This window comes from Brevibacillus sp. Leaf182, assembly GCF_001423865.2.
GTDB classification, from domain to species: Bacteria; Bacillota; Bacilli; order Brevibacillales; family Brevibacillaceae; genus Brevibacillus; species Brevibacillus brevis_C.
The window spans coordinates 301158-317142 of record NZ_LMPN02000024.1 but is presented as its reverse complement, the minus strand read 5'-3'; the positions used below and the strand labels follow the sequence as shown (position 1 = coordinate 317142).

Here is a 15985-nt window from a genome sequence, read left to right as displayed (position 1 = left end):
AATTTATGTAAAATATTGTTTTTTAATAAATGATAAGGCAATTGATAAAATCATGTCGTCAATCAATGAACGCCTGCATGGAGCTGTGAGTGTCTTCTTGAAGGAGCGTGAAACCATCAAGCATGATTGCGGCTGAGTTGGAGTAATCAATTTTTCTACAAGTAAAAAGGGCAGTCCCTACGTCTTGTTTAGACCAGGGATTGCCCTTTATTATTCCCGATTCTCCCATTCCTCGCGCAAAATCCCCATCTTAATCGCATCGTAATATTCACCGCGAACAATCCTTGCTTTGCGTACCCGCGCTTCTTCGACCATTCCCATGTGAGCAGCCAGCTTGATCATCCGTTCGTTGCCTGACCACGTACCAATGCCTAAACGTACCGTATCCATGTGGGTAAACAAGTAGTCGATCCACATCCGAAACGCTTCTCGACCATAACCATTCTGCCAGTAGCGGGAGTCGTAAATGACGATTCCGATTTCGCACCAGTTCGTCTCCTCGGATATCCAGTAGCGACCGACACTACCTTTTAGCTCGCCGTCAATCTCAATCATCAGCTCGGTTCTTGGTGCATCTGTCCCGACGAGAGCGAGAGACTCCTGGTAGCTTGGGAGGGCACGATACTCTTCTTTTGTGTACGGATCAAGCGGTTTGTAGGGGCCATTCCAATTGAGATGTTCCCGATCCATTGCTTCATACTTCCAATAGTAGATCGTATCTATATCTTCTACTCGAATATCTCGCAGAACGACCTTTTCTCCTTGCAAATGAATACGCATGACTTGTTCTCCTTTCGCGTGGGTGAATCTGGTACAATCATTGTAAAAGAGAACTGCTCCTATACATAGTGACAGTTTGGGAGAGTTGGATGGGAACAGATTGGAGGGCCGCTGATGGAGTACATGCCGATTATGGATGCACAGAGCAAAGAACCTCTGTATCAGCAGCTATACAAGCAATTGAGCAAACGGATTGCATCAGGAGAGATACCATCCGGAACCAAGATGCCGTCGATCCGTCAGTTGATGAAAGCAAGTGGCGTCGGAAAAAATACGATTGAGGCAGCCTATCAGCAACTGCTCGCAGAAGGCTACATCATCAGCCGGGAGCGGAGCGGCTTTTACGCTGCCGAGATCGAGAGATGGTCAGAGCCAGTGGATCAGGATGAGGAGATTGCTTTATATTCGTCCATCTTGAAAAAGAAAAAAGGGGAGCATCTCACTTGTCGTTACAACTTTCACGGTTCAGTCATTGATACGAAGTCGTTTCCTTACGCTGCTTGGCGCTCGTGTATGCTGGAAGCGCTGTCTGTCTATCCGGAGGATTTTTCTTTTTACGGGGATGATCAGGGGGAGTGGGAGCTGAGAGCGGAGCTCTGTAAATATTTGCGCGGAGCACGTACGCTCATTTGTCGGCCTGAGCAAATCATCATCGGTACCGGATTACAGCAGGCTCTCAGCTTTTTATGTCTGCTCTTGGCCGATCGGCATCGTGTGGTTGCGATCGAGGAGCCTGGCTATGCAGATGCACGAATCGTCTTTTCCCATCACGGCTATGAGGTCGTGTCAATCCCGCTTGGGGAAGATGGGTTGTCCATTGAAGCCTTGGAAAAAAGCGAAGCAACGGTCGTGTACACGACGCCTGCCCATCAATTTCCGTATGGGATGGTCACGCCAGTCGGTCAGCGTCAGCAATTGCTGCAATGGGCAAAGAGAAGGAACGGAATCATCATCGAAAATGATTACGATGGCGAATTTCGCTACAATGTACACCCTACGCCATCTTTGCAAGGGATGGATCGGGACGGATGTGTGGTTTATATCGGCAATTTTTCCAAAGCATTTTCTCCAGCACTTCGCTTGGATTACACGGTGCTCCCGAAGCAATTGCTCGAGCGATATTGGGAAGCATTCCAGGCGTATCCTTCGCCGGTTTCCCGTCATTTGCAACGGACCATGCAGTTGTTCATGCAAAAGGGCTACTGGGAAAAGCATGTCCGAAAAATGCGCACCGTTTATCACCGCAAGCACGATGCATTGCTTCGGGCGATACAGACCTGCATGCCCCCGGAAGTACGAGTATTGGGACAGTCAGCAGGGCTGCATATTTTGCTGGAGGTGGATACTTCCCGAACGGAGAGGGAGCTGATCGAGCTGGCGCGTGCGGCCGATGTTCGCGTTTATCCGAGCGGCCATAACTGGGCCAATGATCCGACGAATACACGGCCGCGCATCATCGTTGGATTTGGTGGAGTGGAGGAACAAGACATTGCAGTAGGAATCAGTCGTTTGGCAGAAGCTTGGTTTTCGTTATGATCTGCGCTTTTGCCGGATCTTCTCGTTCTTATCCTTGTCGTCCCCTTCCTCTTCCTCCGATTCTTTTTTTTCTAGCTTTTGCTCATGGAATTCAACTGACGTTTGCCCGAACACGTGATCGAGCGGGGTATAGTAGTGCTCGACGGGTTTCTTTTGGATAAAAAAGCGGTAGCAAGCCATTCCGAGCATGCCAATAATCAAAAGGGATACGCCAATAATCAAGCCGGACATCATCATCATCTGTTTTTTGTTCCTCCTTTTGTGAGGTTATGGATGATTTACGATGAGGGGTCCAAATAGTTTCAACAGAAAAAAAGCAGCCTATGGCGTGGGACAGGGCAGTTGTCCAGCACATAGACTGCTTGGCTTTTTTCAGTAAGGATTATTTCATACTTTTTTGGTACTCATCAAACTGAGCAGTTACCTCATTCGACGGCTTGCTGGTCAAATGGCTCACAATCACGATGGCGAGCAGACTAATGGCAAAGCCGGGAACCATCTCATAAAGGAAGTCCTTCAGCACATCAAAGCGAGTCCAGATGATAACGGTAAATGCGCCGGCGACCATACCCGCGAGAGCACCCCATTTGTTCATGCGCTTCCAATAGAGGGAGAGCAGAATGACAGGACCAAACGAAGCGCCGAATCCGGCCCACGCATATCCGACAAGATCAAGGATCGTGTCATTTTTATTCAAGGCGAGCAAAAAGGCGACGACAGAGACCAGCAAGACGGACATGCGGCCAAAGGTGACCAGTTCTTTGTCGGTTGCAGAACGCTTGAAAAAGGTTTTGTAAATATCCTCAGTCAAGGAGCTGGACGTGACGAGCAACTGAGAGGAAATCGTACTCATAATCGCTGCCAAAATCGCCGCCAGCAAAAAGCCAGTAATCAGTGGATGGAACAGGATCGTACCCAGTTGGATAAAGATCGTCTCAGGATCGCTCAACGTCCAGCCTTGCTTGGAGTACAGGGCGATACCGACCAGCCCTGTCAGCATGGCGCCAACGACGGAGAAAATCATCCAGCCCATACCGATGCTGCGTGCTTTTTTAATCTCGCTCGTGGACGTGATCGCCATAAAGCGAACGATAATATGCGGTTGTCCGAAATAGCCGAGACCCCACGCAAACAAGGAAATGATGCCCAGCAGGCTCGTCCCTTTAAAAATATCGAGCAAAGAGGGATCGACAGCGTGAATTTCCGTAAATGTTTCTCCCAATCCGCCAGTTGTAAGAACGGTCACGAGCGGGACGAGAATGAGCGCGATGACCATAATGAGTCCTTGTACAGCGTCCGTCCAGCTTACAGCGAGGAAGCCGCCAAACAATGTATAGGCGATGGTGACCACTCCGACAATCCATAGTCCCGTTTGATAACTCAGGTGGAAGGTGTTTTCAAACAACACGCCTCCAGAAACGAGACCAGATGACACGTAAAAGGTAAAGAAGATCATAATAACAAGTGCCGAGACAAGACGAAGCATCCGAGACCCGTCCCCGAAACGATTCTCCAAAAAGGCAGGAATCGTAATCGAGTTGTTGGCAACCTCCGTGTACGAACGAAGGCGGGGAGCGACATAAAGCCAGTTGGCATAAGCCCCGAGAGTCAGACCGATGGCAATCCAGGATGCACTAAGACCTTGAGCAAACATGGCACCTGGCAGACCCATCATCAACCAGCCACTCATGTCGGATGCACCCGCACTGAGAGCGGTTACAGTTGGACCGAGCGACCGACCGCCGAGCATGTAGTCTGTCAGATTGGAGGTACGTTTGTAGGCATAATAGCCGATCAGGAGCATACCTGCCATGTACACAATAATAGATGTGAGCAGCATATTCATGGTCATCACCTCGTTGTGTTTAGTATTTATGAATTTTATATGAACATCTTACACGTTATCATGCCCGATTATAAAAATCTATAAGGAAACACAGAAAATTTTGTAGAGCCTCAATAAAAAGTTTTTTAATAACACGAAAAAGCCCGCGATGATTGATCGCAGGCATTTCTTGAAATGTTTTCCAAAATTACTGAACTTGAACCTGACCGTTTCCGTCGAGGGTTACTTTGAATTCCTTTACGACAGTAGGCTCTGCGCTTTGGTTGTTCAAATCGTGCTTGAGCACTTTGAAAGTACCATCGGCAGAGAGCGTGCCTGTATATTCAACACCAAACATGTCAGATTTGTAAAAGCTGAAGTTCGCTAGCTCGGTCTTTTGCAATTCTTCTACGAGCAACTGCCCATCTCCACTGAACATGGCATTACGCAATGCTTCAGAGGATTCGTATTTTTGTTGGAGGTATGTTTGTAGCTGTTTGGCGACTTCAGACTCAGCCAGTTGCTTGCCGGCTTCGAGAACTTGTTGGCCCGCTTCGACAGCCTGTTTACCTGTCTCAATCGCTTGTTTACCTGTTTCTACTGCTTGCTGAGCGGTTTGGACCCCTTCGGATATTTCAGAGCAGGCAGTGAGCAGCAACGCGCATGCAATTATCCATACTTTTTTCATGTGATTCACTCCTTTCTGGCGTGACGATTCATACTTTATTTATTTTACCGTATATCCACTGACTTCGCATCCGCATATGATGAGGTAAGCGTAAGAGCTGCACTGATTACAGGGAGGAAACACAATGATTCAAGGGAAAGTAAAATGGTTCAGCAAGGAAAAGGGCTATGGGTTTATTGAGCGCGATGGAGGACCTGATGTATTCGTACACTATTCTGCGATTACGGGGTCAGGTTACCGGAATTTGGAGGAAGGCGAGCAGGTGGTTTTTGAGATTGTGAATGGACAGCGGGGGCTGCAAGCCGCCAATGTAGCGAAGAAAATCGTGTAAAAGAGGTATCATCTTCTAAAAACACATGACGAAGGACTTCCTTCGATTCAAAAACGCCGTCATACCTATACAAGGCAGACGGCGTCTTATTTATGTCACGTAGCGTTCGGGAGTGATCAAAGGTTGTTGTAGAGAAAGACTGACAGCGCAATGACCAGAGCGATCGTAATGATGCCGTAGATGATCAACAGATTGCGGGAACGTTGTTTAAAGCCCCGCACTTTGGATTCGGATGGGTTAATTCCGATTTTTATCGTAACGACGAGACCTATAAGAACAAGTACGATAATAGCAATAATGAAAGGCAAAATACTCATAACAGCCAGTCCTTTCTGTATGGCACAGTCATCCTGCTACATATACGCAAGGATGCATACGGTAGCTTACTTCGATCATATACCGACCGCACAAAAATGTTGCCATCCACTTGGGGATTATTTTGCCCATCCACTTGCCGTGAATGCATCCGATAAGCGCGAAACTGCCTCAGGGATCTGATCTGTGGTAGCTCTGCCAAAGGTGAAGCGGACATATCCTTGCTCTGCCCCGAAAAGATGCCCCGGAACGAAGACAACTCCCCGTTGGACTGATTCTGTGAGAAGAGTTTCGCCGCTCCATTCCCCTTTGAATTTACACCACAGGTGAATGCCTCCTTCTGAACCGACCATTTCTACTTGATCACCGAACTTGTCTTGAAGCGAGGAGACTAACTGATCGTGCCGCAAGGACAGCTCTGTTCGCAAAAGATCGATGTGGCTCGCAAACTGAGGCGATCCGAGAAAGCGATTCGCTAGCCATTGCGGAAAAATGCTATGTCCAAAATCAAACTGCTGTTTCGCATCTGCTAGTCTTTCCATGACAGTAGGGGGCCCGACGATCCAGCCGATGCGCAGACCTGAGGCGACGATTTTGGTCAGCGAGCTGATGTAGAGTACGGTTCCGTGTTGATCCAGCGCTTTTAAGGTTGGGACGGGCTCTCTCGAAAAACTGGTCAAGCTATATGGATCATCCTCGATAATCGGAATCCCGTTTTCATAGGAGAACGCGAGCAATTCCTGGCGACGCTCCAATGAAAGCAGTGTCCCTGTCGGGTTTTGATAATTCGGATTGAGAAAAACCAATTTGATGCGGTGCTGGCGATGCAACTGGGCCAAGTGCTTTGGGTCGATTCCGTCCCGGTCAACAGGCAGCGAGAACGTACGCAAGCCAGCGGAATGAAAAAGCGGCAAGGAATAACAGTAAGACGGCTCCTCAATGGCAACTGCGTCCCCTGGTTTTAACAGACATTGAACGACGAGATGAAGGGCCTGCTGCGCTCCAGAGGTGATCATGATCGAGGTAGCAGGTGCTTGGATGCTTCGCCATGTTTTCATATGGAGACTTAATGTCTCTCGCAAAGCCCAATTGCCCTGCGGATGCTCGTAGCCGAGATGAGCCGGGAAGTCATCGGGGGTCATGAGCTGCTGGAGTGTTTGACTGGGGACGAGATCGGTCGAGAGCTCGCCACTCGCCAAATCGATCAAGTCATTTTCCTGTGTTTCACGACGGATTTTGCGAATCAACGGTAAATTCGGGCGAAACGACCCTGACTCCGTCAAATGACGCCAGTTCGGAACGCGGGTCCGTGCCAGTCCCCAAATATCTTGGCTGACGATGGTGCCGCTTCCTTGTATGCGCTCGATCATGCCTGCTGCTTGCAGCTCATCGTAGGCCGCGACGACAGTCGAACGGTTGACGTTCAGTTCTTTGGCCAACGTGCGTTCCGAGGGCAAGTAGCTGCCAGGACCGAATTCACCACTGCTGATTCTTTGTTCGATTTGCTCTGCTATTTGTTTATATAAGGGCTTTGTAGCCACAGAAGATATGCCATCCATCACAAATCCCGCTTTCTACATTTATCCATTTATTATATCATGACATTCCGTCTTTCATTTTTGTCTGGGTCAGGTAAAATAGATGAGATGGAAGGAGAGATGGACGATGAAACAATACCTGGATTTGTGCCAGCGCATTTTAGATGAGGGTGTCACAAAAGAGGATCGGACAGGCACCGGAACGACCAGTGTTTTTGGACATCAGATGCGTTTTGACTTAAGTGAAGGCTTTCCCATGGTCACGACGAAAAAGCTGCATATGAAATCGATCATCCACGAATTGCTGTGGTTTTTATCAGGTGATACCAACGTCCGCTACTTGCAGGAAAATGGCGTGCGGATCTGGAACGAATGGGCCGATGAAAACGGAGATTTGGGCCCGGTATACGGAAGCCAATGGCGTTCCTTTACTGGACGCGACGGCAAAACAGTGGATCAGATTCAATGGGTCATTGATGAGATCAAGCGCAATCCAGACTCTCGCCGCTTGATTGTTAGCGCGTGGAATCCGGCCGAATTGGATAAAATGGCATTGCCGCCTTGTCACCTGCTGTTCCAGTTTTACGTAGCGAATGGCAAGCTGTCCTGCCAGTTGTATCAGCGCAGTGGCGACACGTTTTTGGGTGTGCCGTTTAATATCGCCTCCTACGCTTTGCTGACGCATATGGTGGCGCATGTCACCGGGCTGGAAGTGGGCGATTTTGTTCATACGATCGGAGATGCTCATCTGTATCTCAACCATATCGAGCAGGTCAAGCTACAGCTCACTCGCGAGCCGAAACCACTGCCGAAGCTCGTACTCAATCCAGAGGTTACCTCGATTTTTGACTTCAAATACGAAGATATTGAAATCGTCGGCTACGAATCCCACCCGCACATCAAAGGCGAGGTGGCCGTATGATCAGCCTGATTGTTGCCTATGCCCGCAACCAAGTCATCGGAAAAGATGGCGACATGCCTTGGCATTTACCTGCTGACCTGAAAAATGTGAAGGAATTAACGACAGGCAAAACGATTGTAATGGGGCGTAAAACGTTCGAATCGATCGGCAAGCCGCTGCCTAACCGAAAGAATGTCGTCCTGACACGCAGCCAGGACTTTCACCCAGAAGGTGTAGATGTTGTCCATACGAAGGAAGAAGTGCTCGCAATGGGTGATGTCATCATCTTTGGCGGTGCGGAAATTTATCGTCAGTTCCTCGATGTCGTTGATCGTCTGTACATTACAGAGATTGATTTGGAAACAGAGGGCGATACGTTTTTCCCGGCTTGGGATCGCGATGCTTACATCTTGGTGGACAAGCGTGAGGGTATCGTGGATGAGAAGAACGTTCATCCGCATGCGTTTTACGTGTATGAGCGAAAAAATAGCTGATAAACAAAAATGCCTCGATGCTGAGGCATTTTTTTGTTCTTTTTTACCTCTTCTACTAGGTCGTTCGTCATGTGAATACTCGACATATGTATGAAGCCAACCGCATATATAACGATAGAAAATAGCAGGGACGAACCCAAGGGAGGTGATCGGGATGAAGGTAGACTTTCACGTCCATCTGGAGGAAGGGCCGTATTCGCTGGACTGGTTGCTCAAGCAAGCGGAATCTTTGCGCCCCCTCGTGGAGCATGCCGAAGAAAAGGGGAGCCGAAAATGGGCAAGTATGCTGACCAATGGGTTGGCAGAACGCCTGCAACAAGGCCCGTATTCACGAGATTGGCTTGAATTGTATCGAGTACGTGCCAAACAGGCGGGAATTCAGCAAGTATGCGTGGTCGAGCACTTATATCGTTTTCTTGAGTATCGGTCGTACTACGAACAGCATGTGCACATCGGCTCTGATCGCTTGGGGATAGCGCAGCGCAAATGGCTGAGTCAGGTCGCAAACGACTCTCTGGACAGCTTTGTTGTTTTCCTACAAAAAGAGCGGCTTCGTTGGGCGGAGGATGGAATTGAGCTACGTGTCGGGATTGAACTGGATTATTTTTCAGGTGGAGAAGAGACACTGCGGCATGTCATCAATCAATATCCTTGGGATGTGTGCATAGGGGCTGTGCATTTTCTGGAAGGCTGGGGCTATTCGATCCAGGATGCACGAGAACGTTTTGGAAGACAGGAGCTAATCGGATTGTACAGCCTTTATTTTGATAAGCTGGAGCAAGCGATCGAATCGCAAATATTCGATGTGATTGCCCATATCGATGGCATCAAAGCGTTTGGTGTGCGACCAGATGAAACGGCCCTCTTGCCGTATTATCAGCGTGTGGCCCGAGCTCTTGGGCGCAGGGGGATTGCGACGGAAATCAATACAGGCTACGGTCTGGCGAGTCAGCTCCGGGAGTTTTCGCCCAGCTATCGTTTTCTGGAAATTTTGTTCCAGAATGAGGTGCCCATCACCTTGGCGTCTAGCGCTACTGCCCCTGATCAAGTCGGTCAGCAGTTGGACGAGGCTCGAGTGCAGTTGAAGCGGGTAGGCTATACGAGCTTTGCGGTTTTTGAGAAGAGAAAACGCAGCATGCTCGCTCTGGATTAGTCAAGCTCCCCTTTTGGCCCATGATTCTGCTATGATGGGAGAAGAATGGTGCACCCAGGGGAGGAGTAAGAACCATGGCCTTGCAGGATCAATTAAAAGAGCTACTCAAACAGATGGAGCCGCAAATCATTAGCTGGAGGCGTCATCTGCACCAGCATCCCGAGCTTTCCTTTCAAGAGGAGAAGACGCCAGCTCTCATTGCCGAAATATTGAGAGGACTTCACTTTGATGAGGTTCGCACAGGTGTGGGGGGTAGAGGAGTTATCGGCGTTTTGCGCGGAGGGCGCCCGGGTAAGGTTGTCGCGTTGCGTGCGGATTTTGACGCACTGCCGATTCAAGATCAAAAAGCAGTGCCGTATAAATCTACTGTCCCTGGTGTCATGCATGCGTGTGGTCATGATGCGCACACTTCCCAGCTATTAGGACTCGCTTCTGTTTTAGCAGCACATCGTGAGCAGTTTGCCGGCGAAATTCGCTTTGTCTTTCAGCATGCGGAAGAAGAAAATCCGGGTGGAGCTACCCAAATGGTTCAGGATGGTGCTATAGATGGCGTCGATGCGATCTTTGGCGTTCATCTCTGGTCGATGTTCCCTGTGGGGAAGGTGTACATTAGTGCAGGTCCGCTCATGGCGAATACGGACGACTTTTCCATCGAGATCAAAGGCAAAGGGGGACACGGAGCTGTTCCAGAAGAAACCGTCGACTCCATTGTGATCGGTTCGCAAATCGTCGGTCATCTGCAAACGATTGCCAGCCGCAACATCAGCCCGTTAGAAAGTGTGGTCGTGACCGTGGGAACGTTCCACGGCGGAGACAGTACGAACATCATCGCAGATAGCTGTCGTTTGACAGGGACTGTCCGCACCTTTTTGCCAGACGTCCGCGATCGTGCGGAGCAGCGCCTGACAGAAATTGCGGAGGGGACAGCTTCCTTGATGGGAGGCAGCGCTACGGTTGTCTACGATCGCGGGTATCCAGCCGTCATTAACCACGAGAAAGAAACAGCGATCGCACAGGAAGCAGCCATCGCAGCATTTGGAGCTGGCCGTGTAGAATCGATGAAGCCGTTGATGGGTGGCGAGGACTTTTCTTACTACTTGGAAAAGGTGCCCGGCGCTTACTTGTTCGTTGGGGCAGGCAATCCAGAAAAACTGGCGGCCTATCCGCATCACCATCCCCGTTTTGATATCGACGAGGATGCCATGTTAATCGCAGGCGAGCTCTTGGGACGAACAGCGCTTCACTATTTGGAAACACATCAACGATAAGAAAATTCATGAAAGATGCGCTTTTGCCTACATAGGACAAAGGCGCTTTTTTTTGCTTTCAGCCATAAGCTATACGAGGCTAGCTAGAAAATCGAACAAGGGAGGGAGTGGCCTTTCGGTGAGAAGACGGATAGGCGTACTGACCTACCGAGGAGAATCAGGCTTTGTCGAGCCCGGCTATTTGCGAAGGCTGGTTGAGGAAGGAAGGGCTATGGGGGCAGAGGTTTTTTTGTTTAGCCCACAAGATGTCCGTTATGCAGAAAAGCGGATCAACGGTTATGTACCAGATGGCAGGAAGTGGAGACGAGAGTGTTTTGCCTGGCCCGATATCGTCATCGACCGTTATCGCTACTATCCATTGCCTAAGCATCGTGCCTATTTGCCATTTCGCAAGCAAGATTGGTTTCGTTATGCGAATAACCGCTTCTCGAACAAATATGTCGTTCATCAGATTTTGATACAAGATCCAGAGCTACAGCGCTGGCTTCCCGAAACACTTCCCTACGACAGAAAAACGCTTGCTGCGATGCTTGCTGATCATCGTCTGGTTTATCTCAAGCCGACAAACGGCACAGGTGGAAGAAGCATACTGCGTGTGGAGAAACGAGCAGGTCGCTACCTTTTGCATGGCAGGACCAAGCAGCAAGCCAAAAGCTGTGAAAAAATGGCGACGCTCACAGAGGTGTGCGAGCGGCTGGAGCATTGGATGAAGAATGAGAAGAGCGGAAACGAGCAGTTTTTTCTTCAACAGGGGCTGCGGTTGTCACTGGTTCCCAAGCGAACAGTAGATGCTCGCCTGCTCGTGCAAAAGGACGGGAAGGGTCAGTGGTGTTTGACCGGGATGGGCATTCGCGTTGGGCCAATGCAATCGTCCACCTCGAATTTGCATGGAGGGGGAACCGCTTTGCCTGCTGTTTCCTTTTTGGTCAAACGATTTGGTCCGGAAATGGCGGAGCGGATTGTACTGGAATGCAGGGAGCTCGCGATCAAGACTGTCACACGCATTGAAGAGCATTTTGGCCTGATGATGGAGTTTGGCTTTGACTTGGGGATTGATGTTAACGGGAAGGTTTGGATTATCGAAATCAATCCGAAGCCAGGCAGAGAAATTTTCAAGCAGATACGTCAGCACAAGCGATATGCGACGGCGGTTCGACGACCGTTGGAGTATGCGTTGTATCTTGTTAATAAAAACAGCGCAGTTAACTAAAGGGGATCTTCCAAAGAGGAAGGTCTTTTTTTTGGCATTTTCGTTTCTTTTAAGAGGGGGACACGGCATAATAATAAAAAAATGCACAAGAGGTGAAACGCACATGCAAAAGCAATCCTTTTCCATCGCACTCGACGAGGAGTTGACGCTACGAGGAGACATTCATACGGAGGAAGCGGCAGGCTCAGCACAGCCACTACTGCTGTTTTGCCATGGTTTTAAAGGCTTCAAGGATTGGGGAAGCTTTCCTTACGTAGCCGATGAGCTGGCCAAGCAAGGCATCACCACGATTCGCTTTAATTTTAGCTGCAATGGCGTAGGGGAGAGCTTGACGGAGTTCGACGAGCTGGAGAAATTCGGGCGCAATACGTATGCGCGTGAACTGGCTGATTTGCAAGCGTTGACGGAACGGATTTTGTCAGGCGAGCTTCCAGTACCCGATTATGTGGACAAAACGAAGCTGTACGTATTGGGACACAGCAAGGGCGGCGGTGACGCGATTCTGTTCGGAGCAAACAACCCGCATGTGGCAGGGATTGTGACCTGGAACGGAATCGCTCATGTTGATTTGTTTGACGAGAAGCTACGCCAGCAAATAGAAGAGACGGGCGTGGGGTACATAGCGAATGCGCGGACTGGTCAAGACATGCCAATCACGAGGGTCGTGATCGAGGACGTGGACAACAATCGCCAGAAATACGATATTCTAGAACTTGTTTCTGCGATGGATCAACCACTGTGCATCATCACAGGAGAAAAAGATTATGTCCGTCTGGTAGAGGGTGCAAAAAGAATTCATCAGGCTGCCAAAAATAGCGAGCTGCACTGGATAGAAGGCGGAGATCATACATTTAACACGCGTCATCCGTTTGCAGGTACATCGGCTCCACTGGAAGCAGCGATCAAGCAAACTGTCGCATTTGTCCGCACCCCACGGACATAGAAAAAACCTCTATTTTCCTGCGTTTTCAATCCATTTGGGCTGTGGTATACTGGGAATCGTCTAACGGTTAGAAAGATGTGATTATTCAGAAAAATAACAGAACAGGTGGAGAAGAAACATGAATAGCAAGGTGTATCTGTATGATACGACCCTGCGAGATGGTACGCAGGGAGAGGGGATCAGCCTGTCGGTAGAAGACAAGATAAAGATCGCACTGCGGCTGGACCAATTTGGCATTGATTTTATTGAAGGCGGTTGGCCGGGCAGCAATCCAAAGGACATGGCTTTTTTTGAGCGTATCCGGGAGATTTCGTTGCAGCACGCTAAGGTAACGGCTTTTGGCAGTACCTGTAGACCGAATGTAGCTGCTTCCGATGATGACAATCTGCAAGCGTTGATCTTAAGCGGAGCCTCGGCAGCGGCGATCTTCGGGAAATCATGGGACTTGCACGTGACGGATGCTCTTAAGACGACATTGGAAGAAAACGTGCGCATGGTCGCTGATTCGGTCGCATTTTTAAAAGAAAACGGACTGACGACTCTCTTTTTGGCAGAGCATTTCTTCGATGGCTACAAGGCGAATCCGCGTTACGCATTGCGAGTGCTGGAAGCGGCAGAAGAAGCTGGAGCTGACTGGATCGTTCTCTGTGATACAAATGGCGGGACACTGCCGCATGAAGTCTATGAGATTGTCAAAACGACTGTGGGCCATCTGCGGACGCCTGTAGGCATTCATCCGCACAATGACAGCGGAGTGGCAGTTGCCAACGCGCTAGCTGCGATTCAGGCGGGTGCACAGCAAGTACAAGGAACCATTAACGGCATCGGTGAGCGCTGTGGAAACGTCAACCTGATCTCAGTCGTTCCGAATTTGCAGCTCAAGCTGGGCTATCACTGTGTGAGTACCGATCAATTGCAGGAGCTGACACAGTTGTCTCGCTATGTAGCGGAAATTGCCAACATGACGATGCCGAACAACCAGCCGTTTGTCGGGTACAGTGCTTTTGCTCACAAGGGTGGTATTCACGTAAGCGCCGTTATGCGCGATCCGAAAACGTACGAGCACATCGAGCCGGAAAACATCGGCAACAAACGTCGCGTACTCGTCTCAGAGCTCGCTGGGCAAAGCAATTTGCTTGCCAAAATGGAAGAGCTGGAGATCGATCTGTCACTGGATCGGGAAAAGGCGAGAGAAATCATTACACACATCAAAGAGCGCGAATTCCAAGGCTATCAATACGAGGGAGCAGAGGCTTCGCTAACGTTGATGCTGCTGGAAGCCTCCGGCAAGCTGAAAAACCTGTTCAAGCTGGACTCCTTCAAGATCATGCTGGAAAAGGCAGCCGTCCAATCGATCACGTCAGAGGCGACCGTGAAGCTGCGTGTGAATGGGGAGTCAGTCCATACGGCGGCTGATGGCAATGGTCCGGTGAATGCGTTGGACAATGCGATGCGAAAAGCATTGGAAGGCTACTATCCATGCATTGCAAAAATGCAACTGGAAGATTACAAAGTGCGTGTCTTGGACGAAAACGGTGCGACAGCCGCAAAAGTACGTGTCCTAATCGAATCCTCGAGCAACGGCGAAAAGTGGAGCACAGTCGGCGTCTCCACCAACGTCATCGAAGCGAGCTGGGAAGCGTTGGCAGACAGTATCCGTTACTTGCTGTGGAAAGAGGGCTGCGAGGAAGTCGGAAGCCTTGCTTCCTCGGGGACGCGCGTAGGGATTGTGAATCATTAATAAAAAGACCAGCCCGAGCATTTGCCGTTGGGCTGGTTTTCTTTGGTATACAAGGTTTAGAAAATAACGATGAACAAACAAAGCTGGTGAGAAGAAAAAGCACAGGGCTCGCAGACCTTGACAACGCCTACCCAGTCGGAACTTCAAAAAGGGGACCACGCTTGTCGAACACTTCTTCCTCGAGAACCTTCCGCCCGTAGGGTGGCTTTGGCTCGACGGTCCCCTTTTTGAAGTGGAGACGGCCAGTCAATCCCCCATGCAGGCCTGTCAGAGTCGAAGAGAACTGTGCTTTTTCTTCTCCTACACTATGTTGACTCAAACCAGAAAAACCTTCGGTCACGGTTGTGCAGAAGAAACCGGACGATCAATCAGCTGACGCAGCTTCGTTTCCGTGGCAGAATTCGGGTCAGGCGTGTAAATGCTGCATCGCAAATCCGCATTCCCGGAAACTTGCAGTGAAGTCAGATGAAAGAGCATTTTCCCTGCCTTTGCATGACGGAATTCCAGTAAAACCTCCGGGGCTGAGCTGACACGGCTCTGCTCCCATAGTTCGTGAAAGTCGGGATGAACCTGCCGCATCTCGCTTAAAAACTGCTCGTACCATTCGTCCTCTACATACTGACCGTAATTGGCACGAAAAATTGCAAGAAAGCCGCTGACGAAATGCTCCCAGTTAACGGCCAGCCGTCGTAATTCTTTTCGCGTAAACACGAGACGGATCAAATTCCGCTCTTCGTAAGGGATTTGTTCAAAATCGAGAAAGACATGTGCGGCTGCCTCGTTCCAGCCGACAATATGACTGCGCCGATCTGTAATGATGGCTGGACACGAGCGCAATTCTTTCAAGATTCGTTTCAGGGCCGGATTGATCTGCGGCGGTTCATCTTTTTGCACGTCTTGCCCGACTCCCGTGCCTGTCTCCAGTGCCAGCGCATACAAATATTTTCGCTCATCGACGGTAAGCTGCAAGGCTCTCGCTACTGCATCCAGAACAGAAGGCGAGACCTTGATGTCGCGGCCTTGTTCCAGCCATGTATACCAGGTGGAGCTAACCCCCGCGAGCTGTGCAACTTCTTCTCTTCGCAGTCCAGGGGTTCTTCTACGCGTCCCGGGAGCCAGTCCGACCGATTGTGGCTGGATTTTGGCGCGCTGTGCTTTCAAAAAAGTAGACAGTGCCTGCAAACGCGTTTGCTGATTCATGGTACACTCTCCATTTCCTCAACTGGTTAAGTTTGTTAGACTAGTACTCATTATACTAGGAT

The 15985-nt window shown here is 49.7% G+C and carries 16 protein-coding genes; 9 read left to right on the top strand and 7 right to left on the bottom strand.

Translation table 11 applies throughout. The annotated features are described in order from the left end of the window. Positions 1 to 210: 210 nt before the first annotated feature. Positions 211 to 780: a GNAT family N-acetyltransferase gene (locus tag ASG16_RS17775; protein ID WP_056489749.1), complete on the bottom strand. Its 570-nt coding sequence runs from the start codon at positions 778 to 780 to the stop codon at positions 211 to 213. 114 nt (positions 781 to 894) lie between these two features. Here ASG16_RS17775 and pdxR (ASG16_RS17770) point away from each other — a divergent pair, with 114 nt between their 5' ends. Beyond that, a complete protein-coding gene (pdxR, locus tag ASG16_RS17770) occupies positions 895 to 2316 on the top strand; it encodes a MocR-like pyridoxine biosynthesis transcription factor PdxR (RefSeq protein ID WP_056489747.1) in 1422 nt (473 codons plus the stop codon). Here the strand turns inward: pdxR (ASG16_RS17770) and ASG16_RS17765 are convergent. The 3 genes from ASG16_RS17765 to ASG16_RS17755 form a co-directional block, all read right to left on the bottom strand. Then, a complete protein-coding gene (locus tag ASG16_RS17765) occupies positions 2311 to 2556 on the bottom strand; it encodes a DUF3951 domain-containing protein (protein WP_056489745.1) in 246 nt (81 codons plus the stop codon). The two genes, pdxR (ASG16_RS17770) and ASG16_RS17765, sit on opposite strands and share 6 nt — an antisense overlap. Before the next feature lie 142 nt (positions 2557 to 2698). Continuing rightward, on the bottom strand, positions 2699 to 4162 hold the full coding sequence (gene putP / locus ASG16_RS17760; protein WP_201265899.1) for a sodium/proline symporter PutP: 1464 nt from the start codon (positions 4160 to 4162) through the stop codon (positions 2699 to 2701). A gap of 187 nt (positions 4163 to 4349) precedes the next feature. Next, positions 4350 to 4829, bottom strand: coding sequence for an outer membrane protein assembly factor BamD (locus ASG16_RS17755; RefSeq protein WP_056489741.1), 480 nt, complete (start codon positions 4827 to 4829; stop codon positions 4350 to 4352). A 124-nt stretch (positions 4830 to 4953) separates the two neighbouring features. On the opposite strand from ASG16_RS17755, the gene ASG16_RS17750 reads away from it, so the two are divergent. Further along, on the top strand, positions 4954 to 5160 hold the full coding sequence (locus ASG16_RS17750; RefSeq protein ID WP_048034192.1) for a cold-shock protein: 207 nt from the start codon (positions 4954 to 4956) through the stop codon (positions 5158 to 5160). A gap of 116 nt (positions 5161 to 5276) precedes the next feature. On the opposite strand, the gene ASG16_RS17745 is transcribed toward ASG16_RS17750, so the two are convergent. Continuing rightward, the gene (locus ASG16_RS17745) at positions 5277 to 5477 is read right to left on the bottom strand and encodes a hypothetical protein (protein WP_007728714.1); all 201 of its coding nucleotides are present in this window, start codon (positions 5475 to 5477) and stop codon (positions 5277 to 5279) included. 117 nt (positions 5478 to 5594) lie between these two features. Then, complete coding sequence (pdxR, locus tag ASG16_RS17740) at positions 5595 to 7034, bottom strand: MocR-like pyridoxine biosynthesis transcription factor PdxR (RefSeq protein WP_056489739.1); 1440 nt, start codon at positions 7032 to 7034, stop codon at positions 5595 to 5597. 106 nt (positions 7035 to 7140) lie between these two features. Here pdxR (ASG16_RS17740) and ASG16_RS17735 point away from each other — a divergent pair, with 106 nt between their 5' ends. From ASG16_RS17735 to cimA, 7 genes are all read left to right on the top strand, one after another. Then, on the top strand, positions 7141 to 7935 hold the full coding sequence (locus tag ASG16_RS17735) for a thymidylate synthase (RefSeq protein ID WP_056489736.1): 795 nt from the start codon (positions 7141 to 7143) through the stop codon (positions 7933 to 7935). Then, complete coding sequence (locus ASG16_RS17730) at positions 7932 to 8408, top strand: dihydrofolate reductase (RefSeq protein WP_056489734.1); 477 nt, start codon at positions 7932 to 7934, stop codon at positions 8406 to 8408. Before ASG16_RS17735 ends, ASG16_RS17730 begins: the two co-directional genes overlap by 4 nt. Positions 8409 to 8562: 154 nt before the next feature. Next, positions 8563 to 9561 (top strand): histidinol phosphate phosphatase domain-containing protein, encoded by a 999-nt coding sequence (locus ASG16_RS17725; protein ID WP_056489733.1) that lies wholly within the window; start codon positions 8563 to 8565, stop codon positions 9559 to 9561. Positions 9562 to 9635: 74 nt separating this feature from the next. Beyond that, positions 9636 to 10829 carry a M20 metallopeptidase family protein gene (locus ASG16_RS17720; RefSeq protein WP_056489731.1) on the top strand — a complete coding sequence of 398 codons (1194 nt, stop codon included), beginning with the start codon at positions 9636 to 9638 and terminating at the stop codon, positions 10827 to 10829. Between the two features lie 118 nt (positions 10830 to 10947). Then, positions 10948 to 12039: a YheC/YheD family endospore coat-associated protein gene (locus tag ASG16_RS17715; RefSeq protein WP_056489729.1), complete on the top strand. Its 1092-nt coding sequence runs from the start codon at positions 10948 to 10950 to the stop codon at positions 12037 to 12039. A 103-nt stretch (positions 12040 to 12142) separates the two neighbouring features. After that, entirely contained in the window at positions 12143 to 12982 is an 840-nt protein-coding gene (locus ASG16_RS17710) for an alpha/beta hydrolase (RefSeq protein WP_056489727.1), read from the top strand. A gap of 118 nt (positions 12983 to 13100) precedes the next feature. Beyond that, positions 13101 to 14723 (top strand): citramalate synthase, encoded by a 1623-nt coding sequence (gene cimA / locus ASG16_RS17705; protein ID WP_056489724.1) that lies wholly within the window; start codon positions 13101 to 13103, stop codon positions 14721 to 14723. Positions 14724 to 15059: 336 nt separating this feature from the next. On the opposite strand, the gene ASG16_RS17695 is transcribed toward cimA, so the two are convergent. Continuing rightward, positions 15060 to 15923, bottom strand: a complete 864-nt coding sequence (locus tag ASG16_RS17695) for a helix-turn-helix transcriptional regulator (RefSeq protein WP_056489722.1) — start codon at positions 15921 to 15923, stop codon at positions 15060 to 15062. Positions 15924 to 15985 lie beyond the last annotated feature (62 nt).

Excerpts from the sequence above, each read along its gene's own strand:
- ASG16_RS17750 (WP_048034192.1), top strand. The coding sequence starts at position 4,954 with ATGATTCAAGGGAAAGTAAAATGGTTCAGCAAGGAAAAGGGCTATGGG.
- ASG16_RS17695 (WP_056489722.1), bottom strand. The coding sequence starts at position 15,923 with ATGAATCAGCAAACGCGTTTGCAGGCACTGTCTACTTTTTTGAAAGCA.
- ASG16_RS17710 (WP_056489727.1), top strand. The coding sequence starts at position 12,143 with ATGCAAAAGCAATCCTTTTCCATCGCACTCGACGAGGAGTTGACGCTA.
- ASG16_RS17775 (WP_056489749.1), bottom strand. The coding sequence starts at position 780 with ATGCGTATTCATTTGCAAGGAGAAAAGGTCGTTCTGCGAGATATTCGA.
- ASG16_RS17720 (WP_056489731.1), top strand. The coding sequence starts at position 9,636 with ATGGCCTTGCAGGATCAATTAAAAGAGCTACTCAAACAGATGGAGCCG.
- ASG16_RS17730 (WP_056489734.1), top strand. The coding sequence starts at position 7,932 with ATGATCAGCCTGATTGTTGCCTATGCCCGCAACCAAGTCATCGGAAAA.
- ASG16_RS17765 (WP_056489745.1), bottom strand. The coding sequence starts at position 2,556 with ATGATGATGATGTCCGGCTTGATTATTGGCGTATCCCTTTTGATTATT.
- ASG16_RS17755 (WP_056489741.1), bottom strand. The coding sequence starts at position 4,829 with ATGAAAAAAGTATGGATAATTGCATGCGCGTTGCTGCTCACTGCCTGC.
- pdxR (WP_056489739.1), bottom strand. The coding sequence starts at position 7,034 with ATGGATGGCATATCTTCTGTGGCTACAAAGCCCTTATATAAACAAATA.
- ASG16_RS17735 (WP_056489736.1), top strand. The coding sequence starts at position 7,141 with ATGAAACAATACCTGGATTTGTGCCAGCGCATTTTAGATGAGGGTGTC.
- ASG16_RS17745 (WP_007728714.1), bottom strand. The coding sequence starts at position 5,477 with ATGAGTATTTTGCCTTTCATTATTGCTATTATCGTACTTGTTCTTATA.
- ASG16_RS17725 (WP_056489733.1), top strand. The coding sequence starts at position 8,563 with ATGAAGGTAGACTTTCACGTCCATCTGGAGGAAGGGCCGTATTCGCTG.
- cimA (WP_056489724.1), top strand. The coding sequence starts at position 13,101 with ATGAATAGCAAGGTGTATCTGTATGATACGACCCTGCGAGATGGTACG.
- putP (WP_201265899.1), bottom strand. The coding sequence starts at position 4,162 with ATGAATATGCTGCTCACATCTATTATTGTGTACATGGCAGGTATGCTC.
- pdxR (WP_056489747.1), top strand. The coding sequence starts at position 895 with ATGGAGTACATGCCGATTATGGATGCACAGAGCAAAGAACCTCTGTAT.